The sequence below is a fragment of the gamma proteobacterium SS-5 genome (assembly GCA_009497875.2).
GTDB classification, from domain to species: domain Bacteria; phylum Pseudomonadota; class Gammaproteobacteria; order Chromatiales; family Chromatiaceae; genus Magnetovirga; species Magnetovirga frankeli.
In genome coordinates this window covers 2,839,793-2,858,055 of sequence record CP032508.2, presented here as the reverse complement: position 1 = coordinate 2,858,055, position 18,263 = coordinate 2,839,793, and the positions used below count along the sequence as shown (strand labels likewise).

The following is an 18,263-nucleotide window of genomic DNA, read 5'->3' as shown; positions in this document are numbered from 1 at the left end:
GAAATCCCCCCTGCCCCCCCTTTGTAAAGGGGGGATTGGATGCTCTGTCCTTAGAGATGAGAGTGGACGAGTACTTACCCAAGATAAAAATCCCTGTCACCTTGAGCCTTCCCCCTGTGCACCCCGTATTCCTCTCCGTCGTGCTGCTGATCTGCAGCAACGTGTTCATGACCTTTGCCTGGTACGCCCACCTCAAGGAGCTGAATCACAAGCCCTGGATCATCGCCGCCCTGGTGAGCTGGGGCATTGCCCTGATCGAATATCTGTTTCAGGTGCCGGCCAATCGCATCGGCTATACGGTGTTGAGCGTGGGCCAGTTGAAGATTTTGCAGGAGGTGATCACCCTCAGCGTGTTCGTCCCCTTTGCCCTGTTCTACCTCAGGGAGCCGCTCAAGCTGGATTATCTCTGGGCCGGGCTCTGTCTGTGTGGCGCGGTCTATTTCGCCTTTCGTGACAAGCTGGGTTGATCCGCTGTTTGATCTTCGTTCAGCCTCTGGATGCAGGGCAGGGGGCAGGCGCGGATTGCCTCGGCCACGGCATCTATGGCGCTGGCGCGGTGGAAGCTGCGGCGCCAGGCCAGGGCGACCTGGCGCCTTGGGGCCGGTTCGCTGAAGGGCAGCACCTGGGTGTTGGCGTCCTGGCGCTCGGCCAGGGCGGTGCAGGGCAGCACCGTGGCCCCTATGCCGGAGCTGACCATAAGACGGATGGTCTCTAGCGAGCCACCCTCCAGGGTACGTTGCAATTCGATGTTGCTGCTGGAGCTGCGGTTGCACTCGGGGCAGACTTGCAGGATCTGGTCGCGGAAGCAGTGGCCGGGGCCGAGCAGCAAAAGCTCCAGTTGGCTAAGCTGGCCGCTGTCGATGCAGTCGCGTTCGGCCCAGGGGTGGTCCTGGGGCAACAGCACCCTGAACGCTTCGGTGTACAGGGGCAGGGTCTCTACCCCGACCTCGTCAAAGGGCAGGGCGATGATGATGGCATCCAGCTCGCCGTGTTTGAGTTTTTCGCGCAGCTGGGCGGTGAAATCCTCCTGGATCAGCAGGGGCATCTGCGGCGCGCTCTGGTGCAGCAGCGGGATCAGCTTGGGCAGCAGATAGGGGGCGATGGTGAAGATGGCCCCGATGCGCAGGGGGCCTTGCATGGGGTCTTGGCCATGGCGGGCGATGGTGCCGATACGCTCGGCCTCTTCGATTACCCGCTGGGCCTGCTCGATGATGGGGCGGCCCTTGGCGGTTACCCTGACCCTGGAGGTGCCGCGCTCGAACAGGCGCATGTCCAGCTCCTCTTCCAGGCGCTTGATGCCCATGGACAGGGTCGGCTGACTGACGAAACAGCTGGCGGCGGCGCGGCCAAAATGACCCTCCCGGGCGACCGCCAGGATGTAACGCAGTTCGGTCAGGGTCATGTGCTCTGGCTCAGATTTCCCGCGGGTCGTTGTTGGCCAGCTGGCCGTTCAGGGTCTTCAGTGCCTCGGCCAGCAGCGGTGTAATCCGATTCATATCCAGCGCCTGACCCTGTTCCAGGTTATCGAGCACGTATTGCTTGACCTGTTTTTTCGAGGTTCGAATCAGCTCCGGGTCGGAGATCTCGTGGGAATGGCACAGGTTTTCCACCCAGCTGGCGATCTGGGCGTCCAGCAGTCTTTCCGGTTTGGCGTTGATGGGATGAGGCATGGCTTATTCGGTCAGGTCCATGAGGATGCGTAGGGTCTTTTTTGCCACATCCGGGCCATCCTTGTCCATGACCTGGTCGATGACCCAGCGATTTTCCCCTTCCTGCCCCATGATCTGCTGTATCTGAAAGCCCAGATGGCGGTAGAAGGGGTAGCTGGGGCCGTCTTCGGAGAAGTGGTATTCGGCATAGTCCGCAGCCCCTTGGTTGAGCAGGGCGATGAAGGGGCCACCATAATCGCCCGGGCCGAACAGGTCTTCACTGTTGTCCTGCAGGTGTTGCGCCAGACTTTTGACGAAGCTGACGATGAGGTGGCGGCGTGCATCCGCGTCCATCTCCAGCAGTTGGTGGGCGGCACGATCGGCCACCTGTACCTGAAATATCAGGTATTCAGTGATCACCGCCATGCGCTGCCGGTCGTCGGCATAGACAAAGTCTTCGCCGTGCAGATTGATGGCCTTGTCCTTGGCGATACGCCAGGCATTGAAGGCCAGGGCACTGCCTATCTCTGCCAGGGAGCGCTCGGCCCCCTCGGCGTGCCAATGACTCTTGATGCGAACTGTCACTGCATTCTCCTGATGACGGAGTCTTTACCCCTTGCGATCTATTCGACAGGATCGATCCAGCCGCTGAGGGCCTCGACTATGGCCTTCGCCTGATCCTTGCTGGAGATATTGAACTTGGACTTGGGCAGATATTCGCCGTTGCGTTTCTGGTAGCGGCGGATGCTGTATTTGTCCTTGCCCATCTCGCCCTTGGCCCGGTCCAGTTCCTGGTAACGGAACAGTATGGTGGTCCAGGCACCACGGCTGAGGATGACCTTGTCCAGTTCCTTGACGATCTCCTCGCCGGCCTCGCTGTAATTGATGGTTAAGTCTTCCGGGGTATTGCTCATATTGGTCTCTTTGCTGGTGTGTTGCTTCGGCAAGCCCTTAAGCTCAGGATGGCGTTCCAGTCAGTGAGCAGGTTTGCCGCTTTTTGGCAGTTAAGCCACAGAGCCACAGAGATCACAGAGTTTTTCAATGTGTGATGTCTCAATCCCGTTCACATGGAAGGTGTTGCGTGTTCACGCGAGCGGCTCAGGCCGTTGCGATGCACTTAAACCCGACAGGCTCCTAGGTCAATGCTTCAAGGCCGATCCTTGGCACCCTGGCGCAGGAGTTGGCGAATGATGTCATCATTGCCCACCTGGCGGGCCCAGTGCAGTGGCGTGGTGCCTGACTCCTCGGCCAGGTTGACGTCGGCCCCGGCGCGGATCAACAGCTTGCTCAGGTGCAGGTTGTCACGCCTTATGGCCTCGCCAAGCAGGCTTTTGCCCTGCCGCAGGCGGTTGATGTCGGCCCCCTGGCGCTGCAGGAACTGTACTACATCGCGGTCGTTGATCTCATCCTGCACCAGTTGCCAGAGCATGGCGTCGGCATCCAGCCTGGCCTGCTTCTGCAGCAGCATCTCCGCCAGCTGGGTGCGGCCCTGGCGCAGGGCGTGGTAGATGGGGGTGTTGCCGTTCTGATCCCGGCCATTGACCTGGGCACCCTGTTTGATCAGCAGTCGGGCAATGGCCACGCGTCCGTCCGCCGCCACTAGGTGCAGGGGCATCAGGCCATTGGGCAGGGGGGCGTTGAGATCGGCCTGCCAGGCAATATGGCGCTCGATCTGGTTCAGGTCGCCACGCTGCAGGGCCAGGTAGAGGCTGATGCTGGGTTGTTCACTGGGGCCGCCACAGGCGGCCAGGCTCAGCAGCAGACTCAGGGCAAGGATTCGGCGCATGGGCAGGTCCGTTCAATCAACAGGGGCTAACCCTACCACAGAATGCCCGCTGGCCGCGGCCCGGCATCGCCTGGCTCAGTCACACAGCTTAAATTGTTCGATCAGGTTGTTGAGCTGATGCGATAGACGGGCCAGCTCTTCGCTCACGCGCGAGGTGCGCGAGGCGTCCTCGGCGGTGTTGTCGGCCAGTTGGGCGATATGGGTGATATTGTAGCTGATGCTCTCGGTGACCGAGAACTGCTCTTGCGCGGCGTGGTCCATCTGCGTGTTGAGCTGTCGGATATCGCCGACTATGCCGCTGATGGTATTCAGGTTGTTGACCGCCTGCTGCACCTGCTCGCTGCGCTCCTGGGCGCTTTGTCGCGCCGTTTGCATGGCGGTTACCGCCTCCTGGGCCCCCTGCTGCAACTGGGCGATCATGGATTCGATCTCCTGGGTCGATTGGTGGGAGCGATTGGCCAGGTTGCGCACCTCATCGGCCACCACGGCGAAGCCACGCCCCATCTCGCCGGCCCGGGCCGCCTCGATGGCGGCATTCAGCGCCAGCAGGTTGGTCTGCTCGGCGATACTCTTGATCACGTCCAGTACGCCGCCGACATCGGTAGAACGGCTGGCCAGCTGCTCGATCACTGCGGCGGCACGGGAGATCTCCGCCATCAGCTGATCTATGCCCTGGATTACCTCGGTGGTGATCTTGGTGCCCTGCGCCGCCTCGTTGTCGGCGGTGATGGAGACCTCGGCGGCGCGCTGGGCGTTGTCGCGCACCTGGTTGGCGGTAGCGGAGAGCTGATTGATGGCGGTGGCCACCGAATCGGTCTCGTTCTGCTGTTCCAGCACGGCGTTGGCGGTCTGTTCCACCACCTGAGTAATCTCATCGGCGGACTGGTTCAGCTGGTGACTGGTCTTGGTGACCTCCTGCAGGCTGTGGTGAAAGCGTTCCACCATGTGGTTGAAGGCCATGGAGACGCGGCCGATCTCGTCATTGGCGACCACCTCGATGCGGGTGCAGAGGTCGGCCTGCTCGGCGATATGGGTCATGCTCTGCTCCAGTCGTTGCATCCGGCGCCTGATCAGATGGCGGAACAGCCAGGCAAACAGGCCCAGGCCGATGAGAAAGAGTGCGGCGTTGACCAGCAGGTTGCCCAGCAGACCGGCGTGGATCTCGGCATCGGTGCCGGCCAGCGACATGTCGATGCGCACCGCCCCCAGCACGCTGTTTTTGGGTACCTGGTGACAGGTCAGGCAGTTGGTGCCGCTGTAGTCTTCCACCGCTTTGAGGGGCACCAGCACGCTCAGGGTGCGGCCTGCCTCATTGCGTCCGGTGAGGCTGATCTGTTCCCCGGCCAGGGCGCGGCGGTCGAGTTCATCCAGAGGCAGTTCGTGTTCCCGCGCCTCGGTGGCCTTGAGCAGGGGGTCGTGCGCCTGGTTGCGGATGATACGCGCATCCAGGATATTCGGCTGCTTGAGCACCTTGTCGCGCAGTACATCCCGCTGCGCCATGGTGCCGGTGAGCATCATGGTGTTGATGCCGTCGAAATAGGAGCGCGCCGTGTTGTGCAGCATGTCTTCCAGCAACTGATCGATCAGCTGCTTCTCCTTTTCCATGGTGAGGAAGGTGGATGCGCCCAGGATCGTCAGAAAACCGACGGTAAAGGCGGCGAGGAATTTGGTCTGAATGCTGAGGCTTTTTTCTTTCATTGTCATCATTATGCAAGGTGTTCGCCAAGGTTATCGGTAGCCAGGTCGGAAGCTTGAGTAAAATTCCACCTTCCTTTAGCAGCTTATATGCCATAAATGATTTGATTTATTGCGCGGGGCCGCTCAGGCCGGTCTGATATGAGGATAGCCCATCTGTTCAGGGGGTGCGGGAAGTTTACCGGGAGGCCTTGGGAGGGGCTAGTGCAGCCGGGCGATGCGCTCCAGAGCGGCCAGCAGGGGCTTGCGCGGCAGGCCGAAGTTGAGGCGCATGAAACCGCTGCCCTCGGTGCCAAAGCTGTGGCCGGCGCTCAGGCCCAGCCCGGCCTGGTCAATGAACAGGCGGTTGAGGGCGGTATCGGTCAGCCCCCGCTCGGCGGCCAGTTCGCGGCAGTCCAGCCAGAACAGAAAGCTGGCCTGGGGCGACATGACGCGGATACCTGGCCAGTGCTGGCGGGCGTATGCCAGGGCCTGATCACGGCTGTGCTGGAGATAGGCCATGAGTTGGTCCAGCCAGGCGTCGCCCTCTTGGTAGGCGGCGCACAGGGCAATATCCCCCAGCAGGCGGGCATCGGTCAGGTGGGCCGCCTGCTGTTCCTGCTGAAAGGTTTGACGCAGTCCGGCATCGGCGATCAGACTGACCGAGGGGGTGATGCCGGCGATATTGAACGCCTTGCCCGGCGAGGTGAGGCAGACAACCCGCTCGGACAGCGCCGCCGCAGGGGTGAAGCATTCGCCGGGATAGAGCAGGTCGGCATGGATCTCATCGGAGACGATCAGGCACCCATGGCGCTGGCACAGGGCGATCAGCTCGCTCAGCTCCTGCCGACGCCAGACCCGGCCACCGGGGTTGTGCGGTGAGCACAGCAGGAGCAGGGCCGGGGCCTCCTGTTGTAACAGGCGCTCCAGCCCCTCCAGGTCCATCTGGAATTGATTATCTTTCAGGATCAGTGGGTTGCGCAACAGGCGTCGGCCATTATCCTGGACGCAACTGAAAAAGGGCGGGTACACCGGCGGCTGCACCAGCACCCCATCACCGGGCCGGGAAAAAGCGCGCACCGCCAGGGCCAGGGAGGGCACCACGCCGGGGCTGAACAGGCAATGCTCGGCGGCTGGACGCCAGCCCTGACGCCGCTCAAGCCAGGCCTGCAAGATCTCGGTCATGACCTGGGGGCGCAGGCTGTAACCGAGGATCGGATGGCGCAGGCGCTGCTCAAGGTCCTGGATGATGAAGTCCGGGGTGGCAAAATCCATGTCCGCCACCCACAGCGGCAGCACATCGGCGCGACCAAACAACTGCGGTCGCAGGTCGTACTTGAGCGAGTCGGTAGCGGCGCGCTCGATCTCCCGATCGAATGGGCTGGGCGGCAGGGGAGGGCATTCTGGCTTCATGCCGCCAGTGTGGCACGAAAAGCAGGCAGCGGGAACAGAAGACAGAGGACAGAGGACAGAGGACGGAGAACGGAGGATGGAGTACTGAGGCGCATCGCACCCGGTTTACCTATCTGTCGCGTAGCGACGCAAAATTCTGTCTTCTGTCCGCTGTTTGCGCTTTCGCATGGCAAATTCCCGGCCTTTGTCCGACAATTCCGCTATGAAATTCACCCTTGCCTTGTTTTTGAGTCTCCTGCTGCTGGGCTGCGGCCAGCAGGCACAGGAGGATGTGTCGGCCGAGCCGCCGCTGATCGGCGCGGCCGAGGCGGGTGATATCGCCCGTCTGGAGCAGTTGTTGGAGTCCAGTGCCGACCCCGATGTGCGCGACAGCTGTCAGTGGACCCCGCTGATGAAGGCGGCGCATAACGGCCACCTGCAAGTGGTGGAGCGCCTCCTGTTACTGGATGCCGAGGTGGACTTGGCCGACAAGGGGGGCTACACCGCCCTGCTGCTGGCTGCCTCCAACAATCATGTCGAGATCCTGCAGCGGCTGCACGCCGCCGGGGCCAATCTGGACCACCAGGAGCAGACCAACGGCTGGAGCGCCCTGATCTGGGCCGCCAACATGGGGCACAGGGCCAGCGTCGAGCGCCTGCTGGCGCTGGGGGCCAACCCCGCCCTGCGCGATCTCAAGGGCCTGAGCGCACGGGACTGGGCAGAGCGCAAGGGCCATGCGGAGGTGCTGCCCCTGCTGCCCTGAGGCAGGGCGGCCACGGGCCGCCCTATGCCCTCCCGGCGATCACGAGCCCGAGACCCGGAGCCGCTATGAGATGTTTCATATTCCCGTGTGTTGCTGTCCGCTCCATGTCCGTTCGGTTAAAATGAATCCCGCGGCCAATTTGCTATGCTGCAAGGCCCATCCACCACCTTGTTGAGGATCTCATGCGCCAGCCCAGCGGCATTCTCGGTGTCTCGGTATTGTTCGCCCTGCTGCTTGTTGGCGGCGGCTTTCTGCGTTACCAGCAGGTGGCCCAGGTGTCCGACCCGGCCATCTACCAGATGCTGCGCCAGCGGTTGAGCACGGACCTGCTTGAGGGCGGCATCAAATCCCTCTCCCACTCCCTCGGCCAGGGGGACCTGGGCGCGGTGGCCGACCAGGCGCTGAGGCTAGCGCGCAAGCGCCTGCTGGTGATCCAGGTCCGTGCCGCCCGGCCCCTGTATGACTTCGCCCCCTTTGGCGAGACCCGCTTTGCCGTGGACTACCGCATCGAGGGCCAGGACCCGGCCCAGGCCACCACCGCCTATCTGCGTTACCTCAACAGCCCGGACCAGGGCTGGCGCTATCTGGGCAGCACCAGCGCCGAGGGTTTCTATTCCTTCTACCTGGCGCGGGAACTGATCCCGAATCCGAAATAGATGAGCGAATCCCTGCAAAAACGCCTGGCCCGATTCGGTTTCGAGTCCAATGACGACTACAGCTTTCAAATCCGCTGCCTGCTCAACAGCCCGCTGCGTGGCATCCGCTGCCTGAACCTGGAGGGCGAGCCTGCGCGCCACCGCACCGCCTTTGCCAATGCCCTGGGCCAGGCCCTGGACTATCCGCACATCCTCTATCACGACTTCAGCCAGAAGAAACCGCCACCGCCGGAGGTGATCCTGCCACCCAGCCGGGATGAGGCCGGCCGCGAGGAGCCGCCCATAGACCCCTTCGATGACCTGATGAGCAAGGCCTGCGCCTTCAGCGAGGGGGAGAAGACCCTGGCCATCATCGATCAGCTGCACGAGGCGGATTTTCGCGAGCACATCCGCCTGTCGCGTTTTCTGGACAGCCAGCAGTGGCAGATAAAGGATGCCTCCTACTACGCCAACTCGGCCTATCTGCTGCTGTTGCTGATCTCCGACCAGCCGCTTTATCACTCCCTGCAGAAGGCCAGCTACCGCATCTGGGTCAATCGGGTATCGCAACGGCTGGTCTGTTACCGGCCCAAGGACTTCGGCCTGGGCGAGGAGGCACGGCCGATCATGCAGCAGCTGGATGAGCTGTTTACCCAGCTGGGCATGTCCCCCACGCGCACCCAGTATGCCCACCTGCTGCATGACCTCAGCCAGCATGTGCGCACCCGCGAACAGCTAGAGCTCGCCCTCTACGCCTGGCTGGAGGGGCTGGAGCGCGACCAGCTGCACGACCCCGAGCTGCGCCCCTGGCTGGATCGGGTGATCAACGCCCTGCCAAGCCTGGTGGGCATGGACGACGTGGAGATCCTGCCGCCGCTGGACTCGACCTAGGAGCCTGTCGGATTCAGGGTGCCCCTACTGCGCCGGTGGGAAGAACGGCCCAGAATTGTTTTGAACATTGGCCCCGATTTTTCGTTGCGTAGGGAAACTCAGCGCCTCAAAATCGTGAAAATCTGTTCTCGCTCTCCCATCTTGCTCGCTACGGGCACCTAAACCCGACAGGCTCCTGGCGCTATGCCAGGGATCGCGCTCGGGACAGGGCTTCATTACCCAGCAAAAAACTCGGTCTTTTTTGCTTAAAGATCAATAACCTGGACCAGAAAAGGCTTGCCTGCAACGACCCTTTCCCCTAGAATCTTACCTGCTTGAAATTCACAAGGGGAAAACGATGGATGCATTGGAAATTGAACTCTATGCCTCCTTGGCCATAATCGGCGCAACGCTGGTCATCGGTCTGGTGTATGTTGTCTATTTCATCAATAAAATCAGAAACGCCAAAGAAGACGAGTAGCCTAAACCGCTGACTCCGAGCCAAAACGGCACCCCAGGCCTCGGCCTGGGGTGCCGTTTTTTTCTCAGGCCCTGGCTCAGTGCCCAATCACCCCCTCCTGGATAAAAAAGCGCTCCAGCACGGCGGCGCTCACCGCCCCGGTATGCTTGCTCACCAACTCTCCCTGGGGGTTGATGATGGCGGTGGTGGGCAGACCCTTGAGCGGTTCAATGGGGGTCAGGGGCAGCTCACCGATGAGCAGTTGCGGGTAGTTGGGCTCAAAGCGCTGGATGAAGTCCCTCAGTTGCGCGGCATCTGCCTGTTCGGCATGGATGCCGAACAGGCGGATATCGGGGTGCTGGGTCTGAAAGCGGATCAGCTCAGGGATCTCGCTACGGCAGGGGGCGCACCAGTGCGCCCAGAAATTGAGCACCAGCCAGTGGCCGCGCTGCGCCCCCAGATCCACCGGCTTGCCGTCCAGGTCATTGAGCCTGAAGTCGATCGGCGCGGCCAGGCCGGGCCAGCCGACCAGCAGCCACAGGCCAAGGCCCAGCATCCAGCCGGATCGGCCAAGCCGCCGGGTGGCGGGATCAAAGCTGGGGTCTGCGACCCTGATTGGTGTGTAAGTCATAGGTTCTTTTCGAATATTGCCGGGTTCTAAAATTTATATCATCTATGCAGGCAGAGAAAATTTGAGGGCCAGGAGAGGCATTTTTTCCGCGTTTCGAGCGGAAATAGTGGTACAAAGAGCAATGAAATAGCCACGGGCAGGGCTCAACTGTCTCGATCCCAATAACAAACAAGAGAGGGCAAGTGCATGCTGGTTAAAGATATCATGGGTTGTAATGTACGTTCGGTTAAGGCAGATACCTCCCTGCTGGAGGTGGTTTCGCTGATGTGTCTGTATCGTATCAGCGGTCTCCCGGTGGTCGATGATGAGGGAAAGCTGGTGGGCATCATCGCCGAGAAGGACGTGCTGGCGCGGATGTTCCCCAGCCTGGAAGACCTGATGGCGGTGGAGGGCGGCCTGGCCTCGGTGGACATGGATGAAATGATGGGGCGCTACAAGGAGGTGGTACGGCTCAAGGTCTCCGACCTGATGACCAAGGGTGCCATCAGCACCACCCCGGATACCCATATCCTGCGTGCCGCCTCGGTCATGGCTCGGCACAAGTTCCGCCGCATCCCGGTTACCGATGGCGGCTACCTGGTGGGCGTGGTCAGCATGGGGGACGTACACAAGGCCATCTTCAAGGTCAACATCGCCGAGGCGGTCGCCGCCGTGCATGTGGTCTGAATAAGGCCGGGGCAGGCCTGGGTCCGAGCCTGAGCTTGCTTATTACCCATAGGCCGTCCCGCAGGGAGTCGCTGCCCGTTCCCCGCCCGTTAGGATCGGTCCTTTGCCTGGATCCCCTCCCGCAGCATGGCCAGCAGCAGCAGGGCTACGCCCAAGCTGATGGCGCTGTCGGCCAGGTTGAAGGCGGGCCAGTGCCATTGCCGATAATAGAAATCGAGAAAGTCCACCACCTTGGCGTAGATAACCCGGTCGATCAGGTTACCCCAGGCACCGCCGAGGATCAGGCCCAGGGCGGCGGCGGTGAGGCGTTCATCTGGCTTCAGTTGACCGAGCCAGCGATACAGCACTACGGATATGATCAGCGCCAGGCTGATGAAAAACCAGCGCTGCCAGCCGCCGGCGTTGGCGAGGAAGCTGAAGGCGGCGCCCTCGTTATACACCAGCACCAGATTGAAGAAGCCGGTGACCGGCAGCACCTGGTAGTCCTCGAACACCGCCAGCACCCACAGCTTGCTGGCCTGATCCAACAGGATCACGGCCAGAGCAAGCCAGAGCCAGGGCGAGCGGCGCATTAACCTATATTCCTCAGTTAAGCCACAGAGACACAGACGACTCCAGGGATGGAGGAGGTAGGGCGAAGCCTGGAGCCAGAGCCGACGACTCCAGGGACGGAGGAGGTAGAGCGAAGCCTGGAGCCTGAGCCGAGATCACAGAGTTGTTTCAATGAGTTACCCATCAGACCGGGCTCACCTAGAAGGTGTTGCATGTTCACTTTCCAACACATTGATTTTTCTCTGTGTACTCTGTGGCTCTGTGGCCAAATGCTTTTTTAGGATTAAGCAAACCGCCGTTGCTCGCCCTCGCCGACCACATTTTCTAAGCAGCGACCGCACAGCTCGGGATGCTCGGCATGGCTGCCGACATCGGCGCGGTGGTGCCAGCAGCGCACGCATTTGCTGTGAGCGGAGGCGGACAGGCCAAGCTTGATCCCGGCCAGATCGGTGGCAATGGCATCAGCCGGTGCATCGGCCAGCGGGTGCAGGCGGGCGTAGGAGCTGATCAGGACAAAGCGCAGCTCATCCCCCAACTGGCCCAGCAGCGCCAGGGTCTCGGCATCGGCATAGATGTCCACCTCGGCATCCAGGCTGCTGCCAATGGTGCCTGCCTTGCGCAGCCCCTCCAGCTGCTTGCCGATGGCGATACGGGCCTCCAGCACCCGGTCCCAGAAGGCGCGGTTCATGGCGCTGCTGTCTGCCAGAGGGCTGAGGTCGTCGAACCAGGTCTCCAGGAACACAGAATCCGCGCGCTCGCCGGGCAGATAGTGCCACATCTCATCGGCGGTGAAGCTGAGGATGGGTGCGATCCAGCGCACCAGGGCCTCGGCGATGCGGTAGCAGGCGCTCTGCGCCGAGCGCCGCGCCAGGCTGTTGCTCTGGCAGGTGTACTGGCGGTCCTTGGTGACATCCAGATAGAAGCCGCCGAGGTCGGTGACGCAGAAGTTGTGCACCTTCTGGTAGATCAGGTGGAACTGGTAGTCGCGGTAGGCGGCGATGATCTCCTCCTGCAACTGCAGGGCACGATCCACCGCCCAGCGGTCCAGCGCCAGCATCTGCTCGGGCGCGACCAGGTCGCTGGTCGGGTCGAAGTCGTGCAGGTTGGCGAGCAGGTAGCGGCCGGTGTTGCGGATGCGACGGTAGGCGTCGGCCATGCGCTTGAGGATCTCGTCGGAGACGCTCATCTCGTTGCGGTAGTCGGTGGCGGCGACCCAGAGGCGGATGATGTCGGCGCCCAGGGTCTTCATGACCTGCTGCGGGCTGACCACGTTGCCCAGGGACTTGGACATCTTGCGGCCATCGGCATCCACGGTGAAGCCGTGGGTCAGAACTTGACGGTAGGGCGCACGGCCGTACATGGCCACGGAGCTGAGCAGGGACGACTGGAACCAGCCGCGATGCTGGTCGGAGCCTTCCAGGTAGAGATCGGCCGGGGATTGCAGCTCGTCGCGCTGGTCGAGCACACAGCTGTGGGTTACGCCGGAATCGAACCAGACATCCAGGGTGTCGGCGACTTTCTCGTAGTGTTCGGCGTCCTCGCGCAGCAGTTCGGCTGGGTCGAGGTCGAACCAGGCCTGGATGCCGGCCTGCTCCACGCGCTGGGCGACTTCCTCGATTAGCCGCGCCGTCTCCGGGTGCAGCGCCTGAGTCTGCTTGTGCACGAACAGGGCGATGGGTACCCCCCAGGTACGCTGGCGCGAGATGCACCAGTCCGGCCGGTTGGCCACCATGCCCTGGATGCGCGCCTGGCCCCAGTCGGGCATCCAGCGCACCTTGTCGATCTCGGTCAGGGCGTCGGCGCGCAGGCGGTTGTGCTCCATGCTGATGAACCACTGGGGTGTGGCGCGGAAGATGATCGGCGTCTTGTGGCGCCAACAGTGCGGGTAGCTGTGCTTGACCCGCGCCTCCATCACCAGCATGCCACGGGCCTTGAGCACCTCGATGACCTTTTCGTTGGCGGTGAATACGTGTTCGCCGGCGAACAGCTCGGTACCCTCGACAAAGCGGCCATCGCCGCCCACCGGGTTGTCCACGGCGAGATCGTAGCGGCGGCCGACGATATAGTCTTCCAGGCCATGCCCCGGCGCGGTATGCACGGCGCCGGTGCCGGCATCCAGGGTGACGTGCTCGCCCAGGATGATGGGCACTTCGCGGGCATAGAAGGGATGTTGCAGCCGCAGGCCTTCGAAGCTGTCGCCACGGGCGTAGGCCAGCACTCGGTAGTCTTCTATGCCCCAGCGGTCCAGGGTGCTCTTCAACAGGCCCTCCGCCAGCAGCAGGCGCTCCTTGCCCGCCTGCACCAGGGCGTATTCCAGCTCCGGGTTCAGCGCCACCGCCTGATTGGCGGGCAGGGTCCAGGGGGTGGTGGTCCAGATCACGACGCTGATCGGCCCCTCGCCATGGCCATCGGGCACGCTGTGGCAGCGCTCGAACAGGGCGGCCTCGTTGAGCAGGGGGAAGCGCACGTCGATGGTGAAGGATTCCTTGTCGGCGTACTCCACCTCGGCCTCGGCCAGGGCCGAGCCGCAGTCGGTACACCAATGCACCGGCTTGAAGCCCTTCTGCACATGGTCGTTGGCAACGATGCGGCCCAGCGCCCGGATGATGCCGGCCTCGGTGGCGTAGTCCATGGTCAGGTAGGGGTTTTGCCAGTCACCCAGCACGCCCAGGCGTTGGAAGTCCTCGCGCTGCTGGTTGACCTGCTTGCTGGCATAGTCGCGGCAAGCCTGGCGGAACTCGGCGGCACTGACCTTGCGACCCGGTTTGCCGACCTTCTTTTCCACCTGCAGCTCAATGGGCAGGCCGTGACAATCCCAGCCCGGCACATAGGGGGCGTCGAAGCCGTCCAGGCCGCGTGACTTGACGATCATGTCCTTGAGCACCTTGTTGACTGCATGGCCGATGTGGATCTCGCCGTTGGCGTAGGGCGGGCCGTCATGCAGGATAAACCGGGGTCGGCTGGCGCAGGCCTGGCGAATTTTGCGGTAGAGGTCTTTTTCCTGCCAGGCGCGGAGCATCTCCGGCTCGCGATTGGCCAGGTTGGCCTTCATCGGGAAGGCGGTGTGGGGCAGGTTGAGGGTGGCCTTGTAGTCAGTCACTGGGGTGCCTTGTTGATTGCTGAGGGGGAAAGGGCCGCATTGTACGGTTTTTCCCGCCCAAAAGCAGGGCGGTGGTCAACGCAGAATCAGCGCCAGCCCGGCCCCGATCAGGAGAATGCCTATGGCCTTGCGAAAGGTCTGTTGGCTGAGATTGACATGCACGCGACCGCCCAGCCACAGGGTCAGCAGCATCAGCGGCAGACCGATCAGCACCCCCAGCAGGCTGTCCCGGTTATACAGCCCGGACAGGCTGTAGCCGATAATGCGGCTGGCACCATCCAGCAGGAAGATGGTGGCGATAGTGGCGCGAAAGGCGCTCTTGTGCAGGCCACGAAAGTGTAGATAGATCACATAAAAGGGCCCGCCGGTGCCGAACAGGGTGCCCACCAGACCGCCCAGCCCCCCGGCCAGAGGCGACCAGAGGCGGCTGCCCTGCCCAGAGGGCTCCCGACCCAGCAGGGAATACAGGGCATAGAGCAGGACAAAACCGCCCAGCACGCGGCTGAGCAGGACCGCATCCAGGGTCTTGAACAGGTACAGGGCCAGACCGACGCCGATCAGGGTGAAGGGCAGCAGTGGCAGCAGCTCACGCCAGACGATGGCCTCGCGGTGTTTGACGCCGTGGGCCGCCGAGGCGATGTAATCCAGCAGGCCGATCAGGGGTACCACCAGGGGCAGCGGCAGCATCAGCGCCAGCAGGGGGATGGCGATCAGCCCCGAGCCAAAGCCGGTGATGCCGCGCACAAAATAGGCCAGGGCGACAATGGCCGCCGCCGCCGACCATTGCGGGGTACTGAGGGTTTCGAGCATGATGGTCCTTGAACCTAAAAAACTGAGGAATATACTGTGAAACATCCGTGGCAATTTTCGAGTCCCGAGTCCCGAACCCCGAGTCCCGAAGCGCACAATAAGGTGTTTCATGTTCCGGGGTGTCGCTGTCCGCTCCATGTCCGTTAGGTTGAATATGTGGAAGGGTTCAGCTGCCAGCGACCCTGCCAGGTCGCGCAGCAAGCCGCCCTCCCACGCTGCCCCGGACCGACCTGTCCGATTGGCTGAGGTTTGTGGGTAATCAGGTCAAACTTTGCGACCTTTGCGTTTTCTTTGCGCCCTTTGCGATCCGGCTCCTAGCGGGCAAACAGCTCCTTGAGAAAGGCCAGGGCACCGGCCCAGGAACGGCGGTCGGCCAGTTCGTCGTATTTCAGGTTGGGTATGCCGTATTCACCCACCTTGGGGTTGGTGAAGCTGTGGCGCACGCCGCCGAAGGTCACCATCTGCCACTGGGCCTGGGCCTCCTCCAGCCTGGCCTGGAAGTTACTGACCACATCCGGCTTGACGAAGCTGTCGGCCTGACCGTGGTAGGCAAGGATCTGGGGTTGGATCTTACCCTTGCTCTGCGCCGGGGCGGCAGGCAGGGAGCCATGGAAGCTGACCACGCCAAGCAGGCCCGCGCCGCCGCCGTAGGCCATCTGCAACACGGTGCCGCCGCCAAAGCAGTAGCCCACGGCGGCGATCCGCTCAGGCAGCACCTTATCCGACCGTTGCAGCTGCTTGAGGGCGGCCTGGGCCCGTTGCCGCCAGAGTTCGGGGTCGGCCACCACCTCGCTCATCCATTCCTTGGCCTGGGAGGCGTCACGGGTGACCTTGTCCGGCCCGTACATGTCGGCGGCGAATACCAGATAGCCCTGTTCCGCCAGCATCCTTGCCCGCTGCTTGGCGTAGGCGTTCAGGCCCCACCATTCCGGATAAACCAGCACGCCGGGGCGCTTGCCGCTGATGCGGTCGTCCCAGTAGAGCACGCCACGCAGGGTCTCGCCATCGTCCTGGTAATCCACCTCTTGGCTGATTACCTCGGCCAGGGCCAGGGATGAAGAGAGCAGGCCAGCACACAGCAGGCCGGTGAGCAGGGTCAGTTTAGGCATCTGTATTTCCTCTTAATTGGTGTTTGAGTGAGAAGGCGGTTGGTTCATCCTGGTGGTCGGTCTTGGGTCAATGGCGTCAACTTAAGGCATTCACTGGCCGCTTAGGCCGCTCGCTGAGCGAGGTCGAAGCGAGTGGCTGCTGGCCTCGGCCCTTCGGCTAGGAGCCTGTCGGGTTTAGGTGTCCGTAGCGAGCAAGGTGGGAGAACGAGAACAAATTTTCACGATTTTGAGGCGCTGAGTTGGCCTACGCAACGAAAAATCGGGGCCAATGTTTAAAACCATTCTGGGCCGTTCTTCCCACCGGTGCAGTAGGAGCATCCTAAATCCGACAGGCTCCTAGTGGTTGCCCGGCGGCCACGGGCCGCCCTATTCGATTGGCTGAGCTTTGTGGGTAATCAGGTGACCTGTTGTGTATTTTATTATCTTTCATAATCATAACTCACTTTAACGCCATCGCTTGTAATGTTCGCAATCACCCTGATTCCGCTAGTGAAGTACAACGGCTCAGTCGCAAACTCTTTGCCACTGGCGTAGTTTACTTTGAACTTCACTGCGGCCTCATCATCAATGCTGAATTGAAACGATGAATTGGAATCTAGGGGGCCAATTTCTTTCTGGCTGTTTCTCCATTCTGCTACAACCATTACAACCTCAGGAGAGTTATTGATTACTTCAATTTCGGCATCAAAAAAAGAGGGTACTGCAAAGACCACCAGAGCCCCAAAAAAGATTATCGCTACAAGGTTCAATAACTTGATGGCTTGCTTAACCGTTAAAAACATAATATGTGGACTCAGGGGGTGAGTATTACCCATTTGTTCCAGCCCAAGCTGGTCATTTTTTACCGTATCAATAGGCCAGTCCCAGTGGGAGCGGGCTTGCTCACGATGCTAAAAAACGCCCGAAGGGCTCATTCCTTCAAACTTCACCCTTCAAACTTCTGACTTTTCAAGCACCCTTCGCGGCCAAGGCCGCTCCTACACCATTAGGCCTGCCGGTGGGAGCGGGCTTGCCCGCGATCCAGCCGCGTACCGATCGAGGTGGGACAAGTGGGTAATGCCCACAGCGTACATTATCGTTGTAGCACCAGCCTTGCGGCCTGGCCCTGGCTTTGTGTCTAGTGGCCTTGGGTCTCCTTGGCGTCCCATTTTTGCTTGATCTCCAGGATCTCGTCGATGATGCCGAGGAAGGCGTTCAGCATCTGCGGGTCGAAGTGCTTGCCTGCATCCGCTTGCAGGGTTTGCAGGGTCTGCTCCAGGGGCCAGGCGGGTTTGTAGGGGCGGCGCATGCTGAGGGCGTCGAACACATCGGCGATGGCCACCACCCGGGCGCTGGCGGGGATGGCCTCGCCGGCCAGGCCCTGGGGGTAGCCGCTGCCGTCCCATTTTTCGTGGTGGCCCAGGGCCACCTCGGCGGCCATGCGGAACAGCGGGGTGTCGCTGTGGCGGAGGATACTGTAGCCGATGCGGGCGTGTTGCTTCATGATCTCCCATTCTTCCGCCGTGAGCCTGCGCGGTGCCTTGAGTATGCTGTCTGGTGTGCCGATCTTGCCGGTGTCGTGCATGGCGGCGGCATCGCGCAGCAACTCGCTGCGCTCCAGCGGCCAGTCCAGGGCGCGGGCCAGGGCGGCGGAATAGGCGGCCATGCGCCAGATGTGTACGCCGGTGTCGGTGTCGTTGTAGTGGCCGGCCTGGCCGAGCATGAAGATGGCCGCCTTCTGGCTTTTGCTCAGCTCGCCGGTACGGCGCTCTACCTCGGTCTCGCAGGCGCGGCGCTGGTTGGCCAGGGCCAGCTGGGCGGCAACCCGCGCATGGACTATGCCGGGATGAACCGGCTTGGTGATGTAGTCCACCGCGCCGGCATCGAAGCCGCGCATCTCGTCATCCAGTTCGGTCATGGCGGTGGCGAAGATCACCGGGATACTGGCCGTTTCGGCATGGGCCTTGAGTTGGCGGCAGACCTGGTAGCCGTCCATGCCGGGCATCATCACATCCAGCAGGATCAGGTCGGGCCGGTTCTTGGCGATGATGCGCAGGGCCAGCTCACCGCTGGTGGCGGCGCTGATGCGGTACCTGGGGGTGAGTATGCCGCGCAGTACGTCCAGGTTTTCCGGGGTGTCGTCAACCAATAGGATCAGGGGTTTGTGCTGTGTGTCGTGCATGGCTT

General features: G+C 61.9%; 20 protein-coding genes. 6 read left to right on the top strand and 14 right to left on the bottom strand.

What is annotated here, in order from left to right:
- Positions 1-116 precede the first annotated feature (116 nt).
- On the top strand, positions 117-467 hold the full coding sequence (locus D5125_01275; protein QFY88216.2) for a DMT family protein: 351 nt from the start codon (positions 117-119) through the stop codon (positions 465-467).
- On the opposite strand, the gene D5125_01270 is transcribed toward D5125_01275, so the two are convergent.
- The 7 genes from D5125_01270 to D5125_01240 form a co-directional block, all read right to left on the bottom strand.
- Positions 437-1,402, bottom strand: a complete 966-nt coding sequence (locus D5125_01270) for a LysR family transcriptional regulator (GenBank protein ID QFY88215.1) — start codon at positions 1,400-1,402, stop codon at positions 437-439. The two genes, D5125_01275 and D5125_01270, sit on opposite strands and share 31 nt — an antisense overlap.
- A gap of 10 nt (positions 1,403-1,412) precedes the next feature.
- Entirely contained in the window at positions 1,413-1,670 is a 258-nt protein-coding gene (locus D5125_01265; GenBank protein QFY88214.1) for a hypothetical protein, read from the bottom strand.
- A gap of 3 nt (positions 1,671-1,673) precedes the next feature.
- Positions 1,674-2,234: a hypothetical protein gene (locus tag D5125_01260; GenBank protein QFY88213.1), complete on the bottom strand. Its 561-nt coding sequence runs from the start codon at positions 2,232-2,234 to the stop codon at positions 1,674-1,676.
- A gap of 38 nt (positions 2,235-2,272) precedes the next feature.
- The gene (locus D5125_01255) at positions 2,273-2,563 is read right to left on the bottom strand and encodes a hypothetical protein (GenBank protein ID QFY91024.1); all 291 of its coding nucleotides are present in this window, start codon (positions 2,561-2,563) and stop codon (positions 2,273-2,275) included.
- Positions 2,564-2,796: 233 nt separating this feature from the next.
- Positions 2,797-3,435, bottom strand: coding sequence for an ankyrin repeat domain-containing protein (locus tag D5125_01250; protein QFY88212.1), 639 nt, complete (start codon positions 3,433-3,435; stop codon positions 2,797-2,799).
- 75 nt (positions 3,436-3,510) lie between these two features.
- Positions 3,511-5,133: a methyl-accepting chemotaxis protein gene (locus tag D5125_01245; GenBank protein ID QFY88211.2), complete on the bottom strand. Its 1,623-nt coding sequence runs from the start codon at positions 5,131-5,133 to the stop codon at positions 3,511-3,513.
- 198 nt (positions 5,134-5,331) lie between these two features.
- Entirely contained in the window at positions 5,332-6,522 is a 1,191-nt protein-coding gene (locus tag D5125_01240; GenBank protein QFY88210.1) for a PatB family C-S lyase, read from the bottom strand.
- Between the two features lie 202 nt (positions 6,523-6,724).
- Here D5125_01240 and D5125_01235 point away from each other — a divergent pair, with 202 nt between their 5' ends.
- The 4 genes from D5125_01235 (at position 6,725) to D5125_01220 (ending at position 9,250) form a co-directional block, all read left to right on the top strand.
- A complete protein-coding gene (locus D5125_01235; protein QFY88209.1) occupies positions 6,725-7,264 on the top strand; it encodes an ankyrin repeat domain-containing protein in 540 nt (179 codons plus the stop codon).
- Between the two features lie 182 nt (positions 7,265-7,446).
- A complete protein-coding gene (locus D5125_01230) occupies positions 7,447-7,920 on the top strand; it encodes a hypothetical protein (GenBank protein ID QFY88208.1) in 474 nt (157 codons plus the stop codon).
- A complete protein-coding gene (locus tag D5125_01225) occupies positions 7,921-8,790 on the top strand; it encodes a hypothetical protein (GenBank protein QFY88207.1) in 870 nt (289 codons plus the stop codon).
- A 337-nt stretch (positions 8,791-9,127) separates the two neighbouring features.
- Entirely contained in the window at positions 9,128-9,250 is a 123-nt protein-coding gene (locus tag D5125_01220) for a DUF3149 domain-containing protein (protein QFY88206.1), read from the top strand.
- 76 nt (positions 9,251-9,326) lie between these two features.
- Here D5125_01220 and D5125_01215 read toward each other — a convergent pair whose 3' ends face one another.
- Entirely contained in the window at positions 9,327-9,860 is a 534-nt protein-coding gene (locus tag D5125_01215; protein QFY88205.1) for a TlpA family protein disulfide reductase, read from the bottom strand.
- Between the two features lie 186 nt (positions 9,861-10,046).
- Here D5125_01215 and D5125_01210 point away from each other — a divergent pair, with 186 nt between their 5' ends.
- The gene (locus D5125_01210) at positions 10,047-10,526 is read left to right on the top strand and encodes a CBS domain-containing protein (GenBank protein ID QFY88204.1); all 480 of its coding nucleotides are present in this window, start codon (positions 10,047-10,049) and stop codon (positions 10,524-10,526) included.
- Between the two features lie 89 nt (positions 10,527-10,615).
- Here D5125_01210 and D5125_01205 read toward each other — a convergent pair whose 3' ends face one another.
- The 6 genes from D5125_01205 to D5125_01180 form a co-directional block, all read right to left on the bottom strand.
- Entirely contained in the window at positions 10,616-11,098 is a 483-nt protein-coding gene (locus D5125_01205; protein ID QFY88203.1) for a lipoprotein signal peptidase, read from the bottom strand.
- Between the two features lie 263 nt (positions 11,099-11,361).
- Positions 11,362-14,178: an isoleucine--tRNA ligase gene (gene ileS / locus D5125_01200; protein ID QFY88202.1), complete on the bottom strand. Its 2,817-nt coding sequence runs from the start codon at positions 14,176-14,178 to the stop codon at positions 11,362-11,364.
- A 75-nt stretch (positions 14,179-14,253) separates the two neighbouring features.
- Positions 14,254-14,988, bottom strand: coding sequence for a sulfite exporter TauE/SafE family protein (locus tag D5125_01195; GenBank protein ID QFY88201.2), 735 nt, complete (start codon positions 14,986-14,988; stop codon positions 14,254-14,256).
- A 314-nt stretch (positions 14,989-15,302) separates the two neighbouring features.
- The gene (locus D5125_01190; protein ID QFY88200.1) at positions 15,303-16,097 is read right to left on the bottom strand and encodes a dienelactone hydrolase family protein; all 795 of its coding nucleotides are present in this window, start codon (positions 16,095-16,097) and stop codon (positions 15,303-15,305) included.
- A 419-nt stretch (positions 16,098-16,516) separates the two neighbouring features.
- Positions 16,517-16,912 (bottom strand): hypothetical protein, encoded by a 396-nt coding sequence (locus D5125_01185; GenBank protein ID QFY88199.2) that lies wholly within the window; start codon positions 16,910-16,912, stop codon positions 16,517-16,519.
- Between the two features lie 302 nt (positions 16,913-17,214).
- On the bottom strand, positions 17,215-18,258 hold the full coding sequence (locus D5125_01180; GenBank protein QFY88198.1) for a response regulator: 1,044 nt from the start codon (positions 18,256-18,258) through the stop codon (positions 17,215-17,217).
- Positions 18,259-18,263: the final 5 nt, after the last annotated feature.

What these genes read in the sequence shown, in the direction of transcription:
- D5125_01235 (QFY88209.1), top strand. Translation starts at nt 6,725, where the DNA reads ATGAAATTCACCCTTGCCTTGTTTTTGAGTCTCCTGCTGCTGGGCTGC.
- D5125_01255 (QFY91024.1), bottom strand. Translation starts at nt 2,563, where the DNA reads ATGAGCAATACCCCGGAAGACTTAACCATCAATTACAGCGAGGCCGGC.
- D5125_01210 (QFY88204.1), top strand. Translation starts at nt 10,047, where the DNA reads ATGCTGGTTAAAGATATCATGGGTTGTAATGTACGTTCGGTTAAGGCA.
- D5125_01225 (QFY88207.1), top strand. Translation starts at nt 7,921, where the DNA reads ATGAGCGAATCCCTGCAAAAACGCCTGGCCCGATTCGGTTTCGAGTCC.
- D5125_01185 (QFY88199.2), bottom strand. Translation starts at nt 16,912, where the DNA reads ATGGGTAATACTCACCCCCTGAGTCCACATATTATGTTTTTAACGGTT.
- D5125_01180 (QFY88198.1), bottom strand. Translation starts at nt 18,258, where the DNA reads ATGCACGACACACAGCACAAACCCCTGATCCTATTGGTTGACGACACC.
- D5125_01195 (QFY88201.2), bottom strand. Translation starts at nt 14,988, where the DNA reads ATGCTCGAAACCCTCAGTACCCCGCAATGGTCGGCGGCGGCGGCCATT.
- D5125_01265 (QFY88214.1), bottom strand. Translation starts at nt 1,670, where the DNA reads ATGCCTCATCCCATCAACGCCAAACCGGAAAGACTGCTGGACGCCCAG.
- D5125_01190 (QFY88200.1), bottom strand. Translation starts at nt 16,097, where the DNA reads ATGCCTAAACTGACCCTGCTCACCGGCCTGCTGTGTGCTGGCCTGCTC.
- D5125_01220 (QFY88206.1), top strand. Translation starts at nt 9,128, where the DNA reads ATGGATGCATTGGAAATTGAACTCTATGCCTCCTTGGCCATAATCGGC.
- D5125_01205 (QFY88203.1), bottom strand. Translation starts at nt 11,098, where the DNA reads ATGCGCCGCTCGCCCTGGCTCTGGCTTGCTCTGGCCGTGATCCTGTTG.
- D5125_01240 (QFY88210.1), bottom strand. Translation starts at nt 6,522, where the DNA reads ATGAAGCCAGAATGCCCTCCCCTGCCGCCCAGCCCATTCGATCGGGAG.
- D5125_01230 (QFY88208.1), top strand. Translation starts at nt 7,447, where the DNA reads ATGCGCCAGCCCAGCGGCATTCTCGGTGTCTCGGTATTGTTCGCCCTG.
- D5125_01270 (QFY88215.1), bottom strand. Translation starts at nt 1,402, where the DNA reads ATGACCCTGACCGAACTGCGTTACATCCTGGCGGTCGCCCGGGAGGGT.
- D5125_01215 (QFY88205.1), bottom strand. Translation starts at nt 9,860, where the DNA reads ATGACTTACACACCAATCAGGGTCGCAGACCCCAGCTTTGATCCCGCC.
- D5125_01250 (QFY88212.1), bottom strand. Translation starts at nt 3,435, where the DNA reads ATGCGCCGAATCCTTGCCCTGAGTCTGCTGCTGAGCCTGGCCGCCTGT.
- D5125_01245 (QFY88211.2), bottom strand. Translation starts at nt 5,133, where the DNA reads ATGAAAGAAAAAAGCCTCAGCATTCAGACCAAATTCCTCGCCGCCTTT.